At 68.7% G+C, this 15,512-nt stretch carries 9 protein-coding genes and 1 pseudogene; all 10 read left to right on the top strand.

The window, feature by feature from the left end:
* Positions 1–29 precede the first annotated feature (29 nt).
* The 10 genes and pseudogenes from Q664_RS08435 (at position 30) to Q664_RS08390 (ending at position 15,510) form a co-directional block, all read left to right on the top strand.
* Positions 30–605 (top strand): pilus assembly protein PilP, encoded by a 576-nt coding sequence (locus tag Q664_RS08435; protein ID WP_052517843.1) that lies wholly within the window; start codon positions 30–32, stop codon positions 603–605.
* 69 nt (positions 606–674) lie between these two features.
* A complete protein-coding gene (locus Q664_RS08430; protein ID WP_043391953.1) occupies positions 675–3,386 on the top strand; it encodes a type IV pilus secretin PilQ in 2,712 nt (903 codons plus the stop codon).
* 36 nt (positions 3,387–3,422) lie between these two features.
* Complete coding sequence (locus Q664_RS08425) at positions 3,423–4,097, top strand: hypothetical protein (RefSeq protein ID WP_152621989.1); 675 nt, start codon at positions 3,423–3,425, stop codon at positions 4,095–4,097.
* A 41-nt stretch (positions 4,098–4,138) separates the two neighbouring features.
* A complete protein-coding gene (locus tag Q664_RS08420; RefSeq protein ID WP_043391949.1) occupies positions 4,139–4,501 on the top strand; it encodes a roadblock/LC7 domain-containing protein in 363 nt (120 codons plus the stop codon).
* A gap of 104 nt (positions 4,502–4,605) precedes the next feature.
* Positions 4,606–5,184 (top strand): elongation factor P, encoded by a 579-nt coding sequence (gene efp / locus Q664_RS08415; protein ID WP_043391947.1) that lies wholly within the window; start codon positions 4,606–4,608, stop codon positions 5,182–5,184.
* Positions 5,185–5,215: 31 nt separating this feature from the next.
* Positions 5,216–5,819 (top strand): annotated as a pseudogene (accB, locus tag Q664_RS08410) (acetyl-CoA carboxylase biotin carboxyl carrier protein).
* Positions 5,820–5,857: 38 nt separating this feature from the next.
* Complete coding sequence (gene accC, locus Q664_RS08405) at positions 5,858–7,243, top strand: acetyl-CoA carboxylase biotin carboxylase subunit (protein ID WP_043391946.1); 1,386 nt, start codon at positions 5,858–5,860, stop codon at positions 7,241–7,243.
* A 180-nt stretch (positions 7,244–7,423) separates the two neighbouring features.
* Complete coding sequence (locus tag Q664_RS08400; protein ID WP_043391944.1) at positions 7,424–10,609, top strand: tetratricopeptide repeat protein; 3,186 nt, start codon at positions 7,424–7,426, stop codon at positions 10,607–10,609.
* Positions 10,610–10,633: 24 nt separating this feature from the next.
* The gene (locus tag Q664_RS08395; protein ID WP_043391941.1) at positions 10,634–11,575 is read left to right on the top strand and encodes an ExeA family protein; all 942 of its coding nucleotides are present in this window, start codon (positions 10,634–10,636) and stop codon (positions 11,573–11,575) included.
* A gap of 5 nt (positions 11,576–11,580) precedes the next feature.
* On the top strand, positions 11,581–15,510 hold the full coding sequence (locus tag Q664_RS08390; protein ID WP_043391939.1) for a translocation/assembly module TamB domain-containing protein: 3,930 nt from the start codon (positions 11,581–11,583) through the stop codon (positions 15,508–15,510).
* Positions 15,511–15,512 lie beyond the last annotated feature (2 nt).

The raw sequence follows: 15,512 nt of genomic DNA, 5'->3' as shown, positions 1-15,512 counted from the left end.
TGGAAATGGGGCGACAAGGGGACCCGCGGATGAAGACGTTCCACTCCATGTTGATTTCGGGGGCATTGGCCCTCGCGCTCGCCGGTTGTGGCGAGGAGGCGGCGGCGCCGGCTGCGGCGGCCGCGGCCAAGCCCAAGGCCGAGGCGCCAAAGGAGAAAGCCCCGGTGGCGACCACGGTGGTGACCGCTCCCGGCTACGTCTACAGCTACAATCCCATGGGCCGGCGGGATCCGTTCCGCAGTCCCATCGAGGACATGGTGCGCGAGAATCCGCAGCCCGGTGCCCAGGTGACGGCCTGCACCGAGCCGCTGTGCCAGTGGGACATCGATCAGCTCAAGCTGGTGGCGGTGATCACCGGTGATGCCAACCCGATGGCCATGGTGGAAGATCCCATGGGCCGCGGCCACATCGTGCGCCGCAACACCCGGATGGGCCGTCAGGGTGGCAAGGTGACGCAGATCCTCCGCGAGGAGGTCATCGTCACGGAGACGACCACCACGGCGGACCGGGTGGTCTACAACCCGGTGAAGCTGGAGCTGAAGCAGCAGGATGGCCGGGTGGACCCCGCCTACGACCTGATGACGGGCAAGAACTGGGAGCCGTAGTGGCCCGGTGACATGGGAGCCGGGGAGTCCCTGGCGCCCATGGCCCATTGCAACTTGTTGAGGGGAAGCATGCTCGAGGAGAGCGCTGTGACGAGGGGCAAGTTGATGAGCGTGGTGGCCGCCCTGGCGGTTGCCATCGTAAGTGTCGGGGCCGAGGCCGCCGAGCTCAATACGTTGCGCGACCTGAAGGTCGTGCAGACGGGTTCGGGCGCCCAGGTGGTGGTGGCCGGCACGCGGGCTCCTACCTTCACCGTCTTCCGGCTGAGTGGTCCGGAGCGGCTGGTGGTGGACCTCTCGTCGGCGGACGCCACGGGCATCAAGGGACACCACAACGGACAGGGACCGGTGGCCGGAGTGGTGGCCTCCCAGTTCTCGGACGAGCGCGCGAGCGTGGGCCGGGTGCTGGTGGCCCTGCACCAGGCCGCGCAGTACGACGTGCGCGCGGACGGCAACAAGGTCATCATCTCCGTGGACGGAGCGGTGGCCGACACGAAGGTCGCCGAGGCGAAGGCGGAGCCGGTGACGCCGGCCGCGCCCGAGCCGAAGCCCGCCGTCGTCGCCAGCGCCCCGCCCGCTCCGGTGGTGGCCCCCGCGCCGCGGCCGGCCGCGGCCGAGCCGCAGGAGAAGAAGTCCGCCGCGCTGCCCGAGAACGTGGTGGCGGCCGAGGCGGACGAGCGCGAGGTGGCCCACCCGGCCCGCCGCATCACCGCCCTGTCCTTCGCCCGTGACACCCTGAGCATCCGCGCGGACGGCGAGGTCGCCCGCTACGAGGTGCTGGAGCTGGCGGATCCTCCCCGGCTCGCGGTGGACGTGTACGGCGTGGGCCTGTCGGCGCGTGCCCCGCGCATCCGCTCGGGCGTGCTGAAGGACGTGCGCGTGGGCGCCCACTCGGACAAGGTCCGGCTGGTGCTCGACGTGCGCGGGCAGATGCCCGGCTACGAGGTGGAGCGCACCGGCCGCGGCCTGGAGGTGGTGCTCGGTGGCAAGGTGGCCCGCAAGCCTTCCGCGACCGTCGACACGCCCGAGAAGGTCGTGGCGGAGAACGAGCCCGTGCGCGTCAAGCCGGTGGACGCCCAGCTGGCCACCGTGGAGGTGAAGGATCTGACCTTCGACGAGAACGAGTCCGGTGGCCGGGTGAACCTGAAGCTGTCGGGCGCGGTGGCCTGGAAGGTGGAGCGGCCGGATCCGCGCAGCGCCGTGCTGTCCATCGAGAACGCCCGGCTGCCGCGGCGGCTGGAGCGTAGCCTGGACACCAGCGCGCTGGAGACGCCGGTGAAGATGATCAGCGCCTTCGCGGTGCCCGGCGAGGGCAACCGGGTGCGCGTGGTGGTGGCCGCGGACGGCGCCATCGAGGAGAACGTGAGCCAGGTGGGCGGTGGCCTGTCCTGGAGGCTGAGCGTCAAGGGCGTGAAGACGGAGCAGGTGACCGTCACCCAGCGCACCGCCGGCTTCACCGCCGAGGCGCCCACCTATGCCTCCGAGGGCGCGCCTCAGCAGGCCCGCTACCGCGGCAAGAAGGTGTCCTTCGAGTTCAAGGACATCGACATCCAGAACCTGCTGCGCGTCATCGCGGAGATCTCCAAGAAGAACATCGTCGTGGCCGATGACGTGTCCGGCAAGGTGACCATCCGCCTGCGCAACGTGCCCTGGGATCAGGCGCTGGATCTCATCCTGCGCACCAAGTCGCTGGGCAAGGAGGAGATCGGCAACATCGTGCGCGTGGCTCCGCTCAAGACGTTGGAGGAGGAGGCCCGGCTGCGCCAGGAGCGCAAGAAGTCGCTCGTGGCCCAGGAGGAGCTGCTGGTGAACCTCATCCCGGTGAACTACGCGTCGGCCGGCGACATGTCGAGCCGGGTCAAGGATGTGCTGAGCGAGCGCGGCACGGTGACGGTGGACGCGCGCACCAACGTGCTCATCGTCAAGGATGTGCGCGCCAACGTGGAGAAGGCGCGAGCGCTGGTGCGCAACCTGGATACGCAGACGCCGCAGGTGCTCATCGAGAGCCGCATCGTCGAGGCCAACACCTCGTTCAGCCGCGAACTCGGTGTGCAGTGGGGTGGTCAGGCCTCGGCCGCGCCCTCCACGGGCAATCCCACCGGCCTCATCTTCCCGAACACCGCGGTGGTGACGGGTGGTATCGAAGGCACGTCGCCGGGCGTCTCCGACATCCCCAACTTCGCCGTCAACCTGCCGGTGGGCGCTGGCCTGGGCTCCGGTGGTGCGCTCGGCTTCGTCTTCGGCTCGGCCGGTGGTGCGCTCACCCTCAACCTGCGCCTGTCGGCGGCGGAGAACGAGGGTATCGTGAAGACCATCTCCGCCCCCAAGGTGACGACGCTGGACAACAACACCGCCCGCATCAGCCAGGGTGTGTCCATCCCGTTCAGCCAGGTGTCCGCGTCCGGTGCCAACACCACCTTCGTCGAAGCGCGTCTGTCGCTCGAGGTGACGCCCCACGTCACCCAGGATGGCAGCATCATGCTGACCATCAACGCGGCCAACAACCAGCCGGATCCCTCGCAGACGGGTGCCAACGGCCAGCCCGCCATCCAGCGCAAGGAGGCCAACACCCAGGTGCTGGTGAAGGACGGCGACACCACCGTCATCGGCGGCATCTACGTGCGCCGTGGCAGCACCCAGAGCAACTCGGTGCCCTTCCTGTCCAAGATTCCGGTGCTGGGGTTGCTGTTCAAGAACTTCCGCGAGCGTGACGACCGTCAGGAACTGCTCATCTTCATCACGCCGCGCATCCTCAACCGGCAGACGATTGCCCAGTCCCTGTAGCCGGTCCCTCCTCTACGGTCCAAGGAGTCGATGTCCATGAAGCGATTGATGACGATTGCGGCGCTGGCACTGGGGCAGGCGGCCTGTGTGGCCAACCAGGGCGATGCGCCCTTCAGGTTCCTCGATGCCCGCGCGCTGTCAGTCGAAGATGACGCGTGTGTGCCCTCCGATGAGTTGGTGATCGGCTCGGGCCTCCTCGATCTGAGTGGTAGTCGGAATTACCTGCTGGCCATGAGTGTCGAGACGAACAACTCCACCCAGCCCATCGTCATCAACCAGGAGCCGTTCTCGGGCCCGGGGCTCAGCGACATCACGGTGAACGAGTTCGTCTATTCCTACGAATACGTGCCGAGCGGTGGTGGCGCGGCCGCGAACCTGATCGACACCCAGGAAGAGAGCACGGCCGTCTACCGCGTCCTGCGTCCTGGGACCGACCCCGACCAGAGCTACGTCTTCATGAATGCGTTCGGCCCCAAGGGGTCTGCGGCACTCGAGGGCAAGGATGGGGTCGTGTTCTCCACCATCAAGGCCCGGGGCCGGATGAGCGGTGGTCAGGTAGTGGAGAGCAACAAGTTCACCTTCCCGATCAGGGTGTACAGCAGCGGGGCCACCTACGATTGCGCGGATGATCAGATTCCCGCCGGCGCGTGCGTGGTGGGGCAGGATGTCGCCGTCGGCGGTGACGATGACGCCTGCGTCGATCCCACCTAGCGCTTGACCCGTTCCCCCTCGCCTCCTACAAGCCAGACGCCATGTCCTTCCGCACGCACCTCGAGTCGGTGGTCAACCAGGTAGACGGGGCCCTGGCCTGCAGTGTGATGGGGTTCGACGGCATCTCCGTGGACACCCATCAGAGGGAAGACGCGGCCGAGCTGGAGCTGAACGGGGCCTGGGTGGAGTACGCCAACCTGCTCGGTCAGCTCCGCCAGGCCGCAGAGACCCTCAAGACGGGGGAGGTCCAGGAGGTCAGCGTCAACAGTGAGCGGGTGCTCACGCTGATGCGCCTCATTACCCCGGAATACTTCCTGGTCCTGGCGCTCCGGGCGGACGGTAACTACGGGAAGGGCAGGTACGTCCTCCGGGTGATCGCCCCCAAGATTCGCGCCGAGTTGTAGGCCGCCGAGCGGACGGCGCAGCGCGCCGCGCCTTTCCCCTTTGCAAGGCGCGGCGCCTCGGCTAGACACCCCGGACTTTTCAAGCTGTCCGAAGGAGCCTGTCCATGGCTGGTGTCATCGATACGTCCGAGTTCCGCAAGGGCATGAAGATCGAAATCGACGGTGAACCGTTCGAGATCGTCGAGTTCCAGCACGTCAAGCCGGGCAAGGGCTCGGCCTTCGTGCGCACGTCCATCCGCAGCCTGCTGACCGGGCGCGTGCTCCAGCCGACCCTCAAGTCCGGCGAGAAGGTGGCCAAGCCCGACATCGAAGAGAAGGACATGCAGTTCCTGTACGAGCAGGGCGGCGACTTCTACTTCATGGACACCCGCAACTACGAGCAGACCTTCATCAGCGCGGAAGTCCTCGGGGAGTCCAAGAACTTCCTGAAGGAGAACATCAACGCGTCCATCCTGTTCTACAACGGCAAGGCCATTGGCGTGACCCTGCCGAACTCGGTGGACCTGAAGGTCACCAAGTGCGATCCGGGCGTGCGCGGCGATACCGTGTCCGGCGCGCTGAAGCCGGCCACGATGGAGACGGGCTACACCGTCAACGTGCCGCTCTTCATCAACGAGGGTGACATCCTCAAGATCGATACGCGTGACGGCAAGTACCTCACGCGCGTGGCCACCGCGGGCTAAGGGCCCACTGCGGTTCAGGGAGGGGACGGAATTGGCAACCAAGCGCAAGGCAGTGCGAACGGAGCCCGCGGCCACCGTGCAGTCCGGCAGCGCCCGTATCGAGGGCAACACCACGTCCCTGGACGTGGAGGCCCTCCGGCAGATCGTGGAGATCCTCGAGGCCTCCGAGGTGACGCGGCTCGTCTGGCAGCGCGGTGAGGAGCGGCTGTTCATCCGCCGTGGCCCCGTGCCGGCTCCCACCATCGTGCACGCGGCTCCGGTGACGCCCTCGGTCAGCCCCGCGCCGGTGATGGCCGCCGCGCCGGTGATGGCCGCCGCTCCCCCCACTGCACCACGCTCCGGCCCCCGTGGCCGCCGCGGCTCCGGCCGCCGCGGCTCCCGCGGCCGAGAAGCCCGGTCACTCCGTCACCAGCCCGTTCGTGGGGACGTTCTACCGGACGCCCGCCCCGGATCAGCCCGCTTTCGTCGAGGTGGGCTCGGTGGTGAAGAAGGGCCAGGTGCTCTGCATCATCGAGGCCATGAAGCTGATGAACGAGATCGAAGCCGACGTGGTGGGGCGCGTGGCGGAGATCCTCGTGGAGAACGGGCAGCCGGTCGAGTTCGGCCAGGCGCTGTTCCGCATCGAGCCGGTCTGACATAGCGGGCGCCGAGCGCCCCGCGGAGGCACGACATCGTGTTCAAGAAGGTGCTGATCGCCAACCGCGGGGAGATTGCCCTGCGGGTCATCCGTGCCTGCCGTGAGCTGGGCATCGCCACCGTGGCGGTGCACTCCACGGCCGACGCCAACGCCCTGCACGTGCGGTTCGCCGATGAGTCGGTGTGCATCGGTCCGCCGCCGTCCAAGGAGAGCTACCTCAACATCCCGCAGCTGCTCTCCGCGGCGGAAATCACCCGGGCGGACGCCATCCACCCCGGCTACGGCTTCCTCTCGGAGAACTCCGAGTTCGCCAAGGTGTGCCGGGACTGCAAGATTCATTTCATCGGCCCCCGGCCGGAGATGATCTCGCTGATGGGCAACAAGGTCCGCGCCCGCAACGCCGCGCGCGAGGCCGGCCTGCCCCTGCTGCCCGGCAGCATCGGCACGGTGAAGGACCCCAAGGAGGCCGAGGCCTTCGCCAGGGAGATCGGTTTCCCGGTCATCCTCAAGGCGGCGGCCGGCGGTGGCGGCAAGGGCATGAAGATCGTCCGCGAGCCGCACGCGCTGGCCCAGGCCTTCGCCACCGCGGCGGCCGAGGCCGTGGCGTCCTTCGGCAACGGCGACCTCTACATCGAGCGGTACGTGGAGAAGCCGCGCCACATCGAAATCCAGGTCGTGGCCGACGAGCACGGGCGCATCATCCACCTGGGTGAGCGCGAGTGCTCGGTGCAGCGCCGCCACCAGAAGCTGATTGAAGAGAGCCCCTCTCCGGCCCTCACCCCCGAGCTCCGCCAGCAGATGGGCGAGGTCTCCATCCGCGCCATGGAGAAGCTCGGCTACAACAACGTGGGCACCATCGAGTACCTGCTCGACGAGAACGGCCGCTTCTACTTCATGGAGATGAACACCCGTATCCAGGTGGAGCACCCGGTGACCGAGCTCGTCACCGGCATCGACCTGGTGCGCGAGCAGATCAAGCTCTCCTCGGGTGAGCCCCTCCAGCGCAAGCAGGAGGACATCCAGATGCGCGGCCATGCCATCGAGTGCCGCGTCAACGCCGAGGACCCCGTCACCTTCGCGCCCTGGCCGGGGAAGATCACCGCCTACAGCGTGCCCGGTGGTTATGGCGTGCGTGTGGACTCCAGTGCGTACGAGAACTACACGGTGCTGCCGTACTACGACAGCCTGCTGGCCAAGCTGATCGTGTACGCGGAGGACCGGCCCACGGCGATCCGCCGCATGCAGCGGGCGCTGGGCGAGTACGTGGTGCAGGGCATCCGCACCAACATCCCGTTCCACCGGGCGGCCATGGCGGAGGACGCCTTCGTCGAGGGCAACTACGACACGCGCTTCGTGGAGCGGCTGCTGGCGTCCGAGACGGGCACCCACCGTCTGAAGAAGGCCATCGAGGAGACCCCGTAGGCGGGCCTGCTCGCCTGCTCATCGCGCAACCCCCTGATCCTCCTGGGGGTTGGGGTGGGTGGATTCCTTGACCCGCGAGGGAGGATTCCGTTAGCCTCGGGACTCCCTCGCTGTCTCCTTGAAGGAAGCAGAAACCCCGGATTTTCCTCGGGTTTCGCTCGGCAGGAAGCCCAACGCTCGATGGACAAGAACAAGATCATCGAAGCCGCCGCCAAGCTCGTCGCGAAGGGCGCCTACGACAAGGCCATCAAGGAGTACCAGAAGGTCCTGGAAGTAGACCCCAAGGATGGCCGCGTCCTCCAGAAGATGGGGGAGCTGTACCAGAAGAAGAACGACAACGTTCAGGCGGCCCACTACTTCACCAAGGTCGCCGAGGGCTACTCCACCGACGGCTTCTTCCTCAAGGCCGTTGCCCTCTACAAGCAGGTCCTCAAGCTCAACCCCAACCTGCTGGACGTCAATCTCAAGCTGGCGGAGCTCCATCAGCAGCTCGGACTGATGTCCGAGGCCATGGCGTATTTCCAGATCGTCGCCAACCACTACGACAAGGCCGGCGACGTCAAGAACTCCCTGGATACGCTCAAGAAGATGGTGGATCTCGACCCCGAGAACGTGGCGTCGAAGATCAAGCTGGCCGAGCTGTACGCGCGCGAGAACATGCCGCGCGAGGCCACCCAGGAGTTCAAGAAGGCCGCCGAGTACCTCAAGCGCAACAACCGGATGGATGACTGGTTCCGCGTCGCGGAGCGCCTGTCCACCCTGGATCCGGACAACGTGGCGCTGGCCAAGGACCTGGCCCAGCAGTACCTGTCGCGCGGAGACCAGAAGCGCGCCCTGGCCCGGCTCCAGGTGTGCTTCAAGGCGGACGGACGCGACGTCGAGACGCTCAACATGCTGGCCCAGGCCTTCCACGGGCTCGGCCAGACGGCCAAGACGATCTCCGTCTACAAGGAGCTCGCCAAGGTCTACCAGGAGCGCGGCCGCCACCAGGACGCCCGCAACATCTGGAACCAGGTCGCCGAGCTGGATCCGGCTGATCCGGACTACGAGGCGTACAAGGCGGAGAGCGCCAGCGCCGCTCCGGCCCCAGCGCCCGCGCCCGCCGCGGCTGCTCCCGCGCCCGCCCCAGCTCCCCAGCCGGCTCCCGCCGCCAAGGCTCCGGTGGCGGCGGCGCCCGCGCCCCAGGCGGCGCCCGCGCCCGCTCCGGCCCCCGCGCCTGCTGCCCAGGCGGCTCCGGCTCCCGCGCCCGCCGCTCCGGCCCCGACCGGCAAGGAGCAGTTCTCCAAGCTGCTGACGGAGACAGAGGTCTACGTCAAATACGGCCTGCACGACAAAGCGCTCGAGCACCTGCGGAAGATCTTCGCGGTGGACCCGGAGAACCTCGACGCGCACGAGAAGGCCTTCCACATCTACGTCGCCTCCGGCAACACGGCCCAGGCCGGTGAGCAGCTGCTGAACGTGCTGCGCCTGTGTACGCGCCGCGCGGACGTGCAGCGCGCCCAGCCGTACCTGGCCATCATCCTCGAGCAGAACCCCGGCCACCCCGAGGTGCCCGCCTTCCTGTCCGTGCTGCAGTCGGATGAGACGGCGCCCGTCGAGGCCGCGCAGGTGGAGTCCGTGGGCGAGGACGCCATCCTCGTGGACTCCAGCGACGAGGAGATCGTCGTCGCCGATGCGCCCCCGGATGCCCTGGAGCACCCGCCGGGCGACGAGCTGGCCCTGGTCTCCGCGAGCAGCGCGGACGAGGAGGAGGGGCAGATCCTCTCCGGCGAGTTCGGCATTCCGGCGGACTCCGACGAGGGCATGGTGCTCGCGGACGAGCCCGGCGCGGTGGTGTCGGGCGATGAGCCCCTCTTCGGCGCCGGCGACGAGCCCGAGGAGGCGACGACCGTCTTCATGGAGCCGGCCGGTGAGGAGGACGACGCCCTGGTCGCCCCCGCCGCCTTCGAGGACGAGCCGCTGGTGGCGGAGGGTGATGAGCCCCTGTCGCTCGGCGACGAGGAGCCGCAGCCCACGCAGGTGGCCGCGCCCTCGGCCCACCTGCTCCAGGACTCCTTCGAGGACGACGGCTTCTCCGAGGCAGAGCCCACGCGCGTGGCCATGCTGCCGACGGAGCTGGACGAGCCGACCTCCTCTGGCTCTCCCGCGCTGGCGCTCGAGGACGAGGGCACTCCGGTGGACACGCCGGCGCTCGTCGGCTCCTACGAGTTCGAGGAGCCCGAGCTCGAGCCCGTCCCCGCGCCCGTGGTGGCCGCGCCCAAGGCTCCGGTCGCCGCGCCCAAGGCCCCGGCCGCCGCTCCGCCCGTCAAGGCGCAGCCCGCGCCCGCCAAGGCTCCAGCTCCGGTCGCCGCTCCGCCCGCCAAGGCGCAGCCCCAGCCCGCCGCGAAGGCTCCGGCTCCCGCCGCCGCGCCCGCCAAGGCCCAGCCCGCGCCCAAGCCGCAGCCCGTCGTCGCCCAGGTCGAGGAGCCCGCCGAGGAGCCCGCCGCCGAGGAGTGCGACGAGGCCAGCTTCTTCCTGGATCAGGGCCTCTTCGAGGAGGCTCGGGAGATCCTCGAGACGGTGCAGATCGCCTTCCCGGGCCACGCGCGCGCGGAAGAGCTCATGGCCCGGCTCGAGGCGCTCGAGTCCGGTGGGACTCCGGCCGCCGAGGAGCCCGAGGAGAGCACCGAGTCCATCGCCGTGCCCGCCGTGCCCGCCCTGGGCGAGTCCCCCGCCGAGCGCGACGCGTTCGACCTGGCGGCGGAGCTGGCCGGCGAGTTCGGGGACCTGGGTGGAGATCAGCCCGCGGCGCCCGCCGTCGAGGAGGACTTCCAGTACTCGGTGGAGGAGGTCTTCGCCGAGTTCAAGAAGGGCCTCGCCAAGGTGGTCAAGCCCGAGGACGTGGACACCCACTACGACCTGGGCATCGCCTACCGCGAGATGGGCCTCATCGACGACGCCCTCAACGAGTTCGCCGTGGCCCGCGAGGGCTGCGTGGGCAAGAAGCGTGAGGTGGATTGCCTCACGATGATCGGCCTGCTGCAGGCCCAGAGGGGCGATGCCGGAGCGGCGGTGGGCACCTTCAAACAGGCGCTCGCCAGCGAGCACGCCACCGGCGAGGTCGCCAAGGCCATCGGCTTCGAGCTGGGTCTGGCCTACGAGGCCATCAACGAGCAGGGCAAGGCCCTCTACCACTACCAGCGCGTGGCCGCGCTCGACCCGAACTTCCGGGAGGCCTCCGGCCATGTGCAGCGGCTGGCCGCCCTCACGTCTCCCGTGCCGGATCCACTGCCTCCCAGCGGTGGGAAGGCACCCAACGCTCCTCCCCCGGGTGCCATGCCCGCGGCCGCCGGAGCCGCCAGGCCGCGTAAGGTAGGCTACGTCTAGCGCTGTCCGAGGTTCGCCGAGCCCATGTCCACCTACCTCGACTATTTCGAGCTCAACCAGGAGCCCTTCTCCAACGCTCCGGTGAGCCGCTTCTATTACAACTCGGCCCAGCACTCCCAGGCGCTGACCCGGCTCATGCACTCGGTCAGCTACATGAAGGGTCTGTCGATCCTCATCGGCGACATCGGGGCCGGAAAGACGACGCTGGCGCGCCGCATGCTCGACTCGCTCCCCGAGTCCGAGTACGAGGCCGCGCTGCTCGTCATCATCCACTCGGGCATCACCGCCAACTGGCTGCTGCGCCGCATCGCCCTGCAGCTGGGCGTGGAGAACCCCGCCCAGGAGAAGCTGGCCCTCCTGTCCCAGCTCTACCAGCGCCTGCTCCAAATCTACGAGTCCGGCAAGAAGGCCGTCGTCCTCATCGACGAGGCCCAGATGCTGGAGACGCGCGAGCTCATGGAGGAATTCCGGGGGTTGCTCAACCTCGAGGTCCCCGAGCGCAAGCTCATCTCCTTCGTCTTCTTCGGACTCCCGGAGATCGAGAAGAACCTCAAGCTGGACCCGCCGCTCGCCCAGCGCGTGTCGCTCCGCTACAAGCTGGAGCCCTTCACCTCCGAGTCCACCGAGGCCTACATCAAGCACCGCCTCCGGCTCGCCAGCTGCCCGCGCATGCCGTTCACCAACGAGGCCCTGGTCGCCGTGCACCAGCGCTCGGGCGGCACCCCGCGCGTCATCAACAGCATCTGTGACAACGCGCTCTTCGAGGCCTTCCTGGCCCGCGAGCAGACCATCACCGACAAGCTCATCCACCGGATCGCCGACAACCTGGGACTCCAGGGCTCGGCTCTGCCGGAAGGGCAACAGAAGCCCGCCGCCGCCGTTGGAGCGAGCAGTCGGGCAGGCGGCACCTCGAAGATCGATCTCGCGGAGATCGACCGTTACCTCGAGGGGTTGGGTAAGCTGTAGCTGTTTTGGCTCCCCGGAACAGGCAGCAGGGCGCGCGCAGGCCGCCGCTGTGGCTCATCGTCCTCACGCTCGTGCTGGGGACGGTGCTGCTTCTCCGTACGCGCACCGCGTGGGACCAGTTGTGCACGCAGGCCCGGCGCCAGTTGCCCACGCTGCTGGGGATGGAAGTGGGCATCGGCCAGTGCGAGGTGGATCCGCTCGGCCAGCGCCTCATCCTCCGCGGGCTGTCCGTCTTCGAGAAGGGCGCGGACACGCCGCTGTTCGCCGCGGACTCCGCCGAGGTGCAGCTCGGCCTGCCCAATCCGTTCTCCGGTCAGCTCGCCATCGATCTGGTGAAGGTGCACCGGCCGCGCGTGTCGCTGGACCTGTCCCGTCCCAGGCCGCCGCCGGGTGAGCCCGGCGTATGCCCGCTCAAGCCGCTGCGGCACTTGCGGCTGGGGCGCGCGGCCATCACCAGCGCGGAGGTGCGGCTGACGCTGCCCGGCGGCCGGCACGTGGAGCTGTCCGAGCTGGACGTCAGCCTGCGCGAGCGCTGGGGCGAGGAGGAGTTCGAGGTGGAGGCCCGGCGCGGCCTGGTCCATCTGGCTCCGGGACAGGAGCTCACCCTCGGACGGCTGGCGCTCTCGGGCGCGCTGGACGTGGACGAGGAGCTGCTGGAGCTGGACCGCGCCGAGGCGTCGCTGGACGACATGACGGTGAACATCTCCGGCCGCGTGGAGCAGCTGTGCGAGCCCGTGCTCGCGCTGGATGCCCAGGTGTTCCTGCCGCTGCGCACGCTGTCCCGGGCGGGGCTGCTGCCCAAGCCCGCACAGGGTCATCTCTGGACGCGCATCACGGCCAATGGCCGCCCGGCGGCGCCCAGCGTGTCCGTGGAGCTGTCGGGCAGCGGCATCTCCTATGCGCAGTACACCCCGGGCTCGTTCACCGCGCGCCTGGCGTACGCCGGTGAGCTGGTCACCGTGGAGGAGTTGCTCGTCCCCATCGGTCCGGGAGGCAACGCCCGCATCACCGGGACGGTCGCGCTCCGTCCGGGGTTTCCCGTCGAGGTGGACCTGGAGACGCATGAGGCGCAGTTCGGCCGCATCCTCGAGAAGGCCGGCCTGACGGGCTCCTGGGTGGACTTCCCGGCCAACGCCAAAGCCCACCTGTCCGGCACGCTGCTGCCCAGACCCAACCTGTCCGGCGACCTGGATCTGCGCCACGGCCGCTTCATCCTCGCCTCGCGTGCCTTCGATGCGCCCGTGGACTCCGGACGCACCCTGCTCACCTACGCGGGCGGCCACGTGCGCTCGCAGGTGTCGCTCCTGCCGGACCGCGTCACCTTCTCCGGCATCGAGATCAACTCGGGCCGCTCGCGCATCGGCGGCGACGTGACGCTCTTCTTCGACACGCAGAAGGGCCTGCTCGTCAAAGCGCACGGCGACGCGGACCTCTCCGACTTCGGCCACATCGCCCAACTGCCGTGGGCGGGACATGGCTCGGTGAGCACCACCGTCGAGGGCCCGTACTCGCAAGTGAAGATCGGCGCGACCCTGTCCCTGCGCGACTTCATGTTCTGGGACTTCGACCTGGGCGTGGTGCAGGGGAAGATCACCTACGCGGACAAGGTGATGGGCTTTCCCACCATCTCCGGCCAGAAGGGGCGCACCCAGTACTTCGGCAAGGCGGAGCTCACCTTCGGGCGCTCGCTGCACACGCGGGCCGAGGTGCAGGTGCCTCGCGGCCGCACCGAGGACTTGATCGACATCATCGCCCCGCTGCACTCCACCATCTCCGTCATGCAGGGGCCCATGCAGGGCGAGGTCTCGGGCCGGGTGGAGATCGACAGCCCGATGGATCAGTTCTCCGGACTGGTGGCCCTCGACTTCAAGGACACCACCTACTACGGGCGGCACATGGGCCATGGCTCGGCCCGGCTGCGCTTCGACAATGGCGAGGCCATGGTGCTCGAGCGCACGGTGTTGGAGGGCCGGCTGGGCCGTACCTGGGTGGATGGGAGCTTCTTCTTCTCCGGGCCCAACAAGGGCGTGCTGGACTACCGCTTCGGCGGCGACAACCTGTCCCTGGCGGAGCTCGCCGGACAGGAGACCGCCGAGCGCATGGGCCTGCGCGCCACGCTGGCCCTGGAAGGCACCGTCTCCGGCAACACGGACGTGCCGGTGACGACGGCCCACGTGTCCGGCCCGCAGGTCATCTTCGGCGGCCGCAACCTGGGCAACATGGGCTTCGAGGCCCGCATGGAAGGGCGGGAGCTGCAGCTCGCCGGCCGTCCCTCGCGCGACACCTCCGGCATCCTGTGGATGCGCGTGAAGGAGCCCTATCCCTTCGAGGCGGCGGTGACGCTGGAGCTGCCCGAAATCCGTCCGCTGCTGCCCGCCAACGCCTTCACCCAGGGCCTGTCCGGCTCCATCAAGGGCGTGGTGCGGGCCCAGGGCACGATGAAGAACGCCCAGGCCATCCAGATGGACGCCACCGTGGAGCGGCTCACCCTGGCCCGCGGCGCCTTCTCCGGTGCCAACGAGGGCCCCATCTCCCTGCGCTATGCCAACGGGCGGCTCGACGTGCCCTCCTTCACCTTCCGCGGGCCGGACACCGAGCTGTCCGCGGCGGGGTGGATCAGCCCCGAGCAGATGGACCTCCTCCTGCGCGGCTCCATGAACCTGGGCCTGCTCGAGTCCGTCTCGCCCATGCTGGTGCGCACCGCGGGCCGCGTGGAGCTCAGCGCCGTGGCCAATGGCAATCCGCGCGCACCCAAGGTGGCGGGCTCGGCCCTCATCTCCGACGCCAAGCTGGCCCTGCGCGACCAGCCGCTGGCGGTGCGGGACGTGAAGGGCCGCGTGGCCTTCACCGGGCAGCGCATCCTCCTGGAGTCCCTGGAGGGCTTCCTCAACGAGGGCCGCATGCTGGGCAACGGCGAGGTCACCCTCGTCGACTTCCGCCCCTCGGAGTTGATGATGAACGTGGCCCTCACCGACGTGGCCACGCGCTTCCACGAGGACCTGCCCTTCACCACCAGCGGCCGGCTGTGGCTCACCGGCAACCCGGACGCGATGCGCCTGGGCGGCGTCATGGACATCCGCAACCTGCGCTACCGCCGCGGCCTGGAGCTGGATGACATCCTCAAGCGGCTCTCCCGGCGCAGCGTGCTCGCCGCCACCCCCACGGAGAAGCCCCGCGAGTACCTCACCTTCGACGTGGGCCTGCTCCTCACCGACGTGTGGGTGGACAACAACCTCGCCCGCGCGCGGCTGCTCGGCTCGCTCAAGCTCACCGGCACCAACGCCCGCCCCGGCATCCTCGGCACGGTGGAGACCTCCGAGGGCAGCCAGGCCTTCTTCCGCAACAACCAGTTCAACATCGACCGCGGGCAGCTCGAATTCCAGGATCGCTACGGCATCGATCCCTTGTTCGACCTGCGCGCCCAGGCCCAGGTGCGCGAGTACCAGGTGAAGCTCCATGCCTTCGGCCGCCCGGCCGCTCCTCAACTGCTCCTCACCTCGGAGCCGGCCCTCACCGAAGGCGATGTGCTGTCGCTCCTCACGCTGGGTCTCACCAGCACCGACAAGGAGACGGCCGCCTCGGCCAGCGCGGGTCTGGCCGCCGAGGCCTTCTTCAACATCTCCGGCCTGGACCGGCAGGTGCAACGCTTCCTGCCCAGCAACCCCGTCCTCCGGGGCCTGTCCCTGCAGATCTCCACCACCTACAACGACGCCACCCAGCAGGCCGAGCCAACCGCCCGCTTGGAGTCGAAGTTCCTCACGGAGCAGCTTAAGATTGGCTTGACGCAGCCCGTCAGTGGGCGTGGAACTCGCGCTCGCGCCGAGTACCTTTTCGACAATCGCTTCTCCCTCCGGGGCCAGTGGGACAACGAGAACAGCGAGACCGCCTTCGGCAACCCTGGGATCGAGCTCAAGTTGAGCTGGGAGGCCCAGTAACG

It is taken from the genome of Archangium violaceum Cb vi76 (assembly GCF_000733295.1).
In the GTDB taxonomy this organism is placed as follows: domain Bacteria; phylum Myxococcota; class Myxococcia; order Myxococcales; family Myxococcaceae; genus Archangium; species Archangium violaceum.
The sequence above is the reverse complement of the archived record's forward strand: the minus strand, read 5'-3'. Positions and strand labels throughout refer to the sequence as shown.

What these genes read in the sequence shown, in the direction of transcription:
- Q664_RS08435 (WP_052517843.1), top strand. Translation starts at nt 30, where the DNA reads ATGAAGACGTTCCACTCCATGTTGATTTCGGGGGCATTGGCCCTCGCG.
- Q664_RS08400 (WP_043391944.1), top strand. Translation starts at nt 7,424, where the DNA reads ATGGACAAGAACAAGATCATCGAAGCCGCCGCCAAGCTCGTCGCGAAG.
- Q664_RS08420 (WP_043391949.1), top strand. Translation starts at nt 4,139, where the DNA reads ATGTCCTTCCGCACGCACCTCGAGTCGGTGGTCAACCAGGTAGACGGG.
- efp (WP_043391947.1), top strand. Translation starts at nt 4,606, where the DNA reads ATGGCTGGTGTCATCGATACGTCCGAGTTCCGCAAGGGCATGAAGATC.
- Q664_RS08395 (WP_043391941.1), top strand. Translation starts at nt 10,634, where the DNA reads ATGTCCACCTACCTCGACTATTTCGAGCTCAACCAGGAGCCCTTCTCC.
- Q664_RS08425 (WP_152621989.1), top strand. Translation starts at nt 3,423, where the DNA reads ATGAAGCGATTGATGACGATTGCGGCGCTGGCACTGGGGCAGGCGGCC.
- Q664_RS08430 (WP_043391953.1), top strand. Translation starts at nt 675, where the DNA reads ATGCTCGAGGAGAGCGCTGTGACGAGGGGCAAGTTGATGAGCGTGGTG.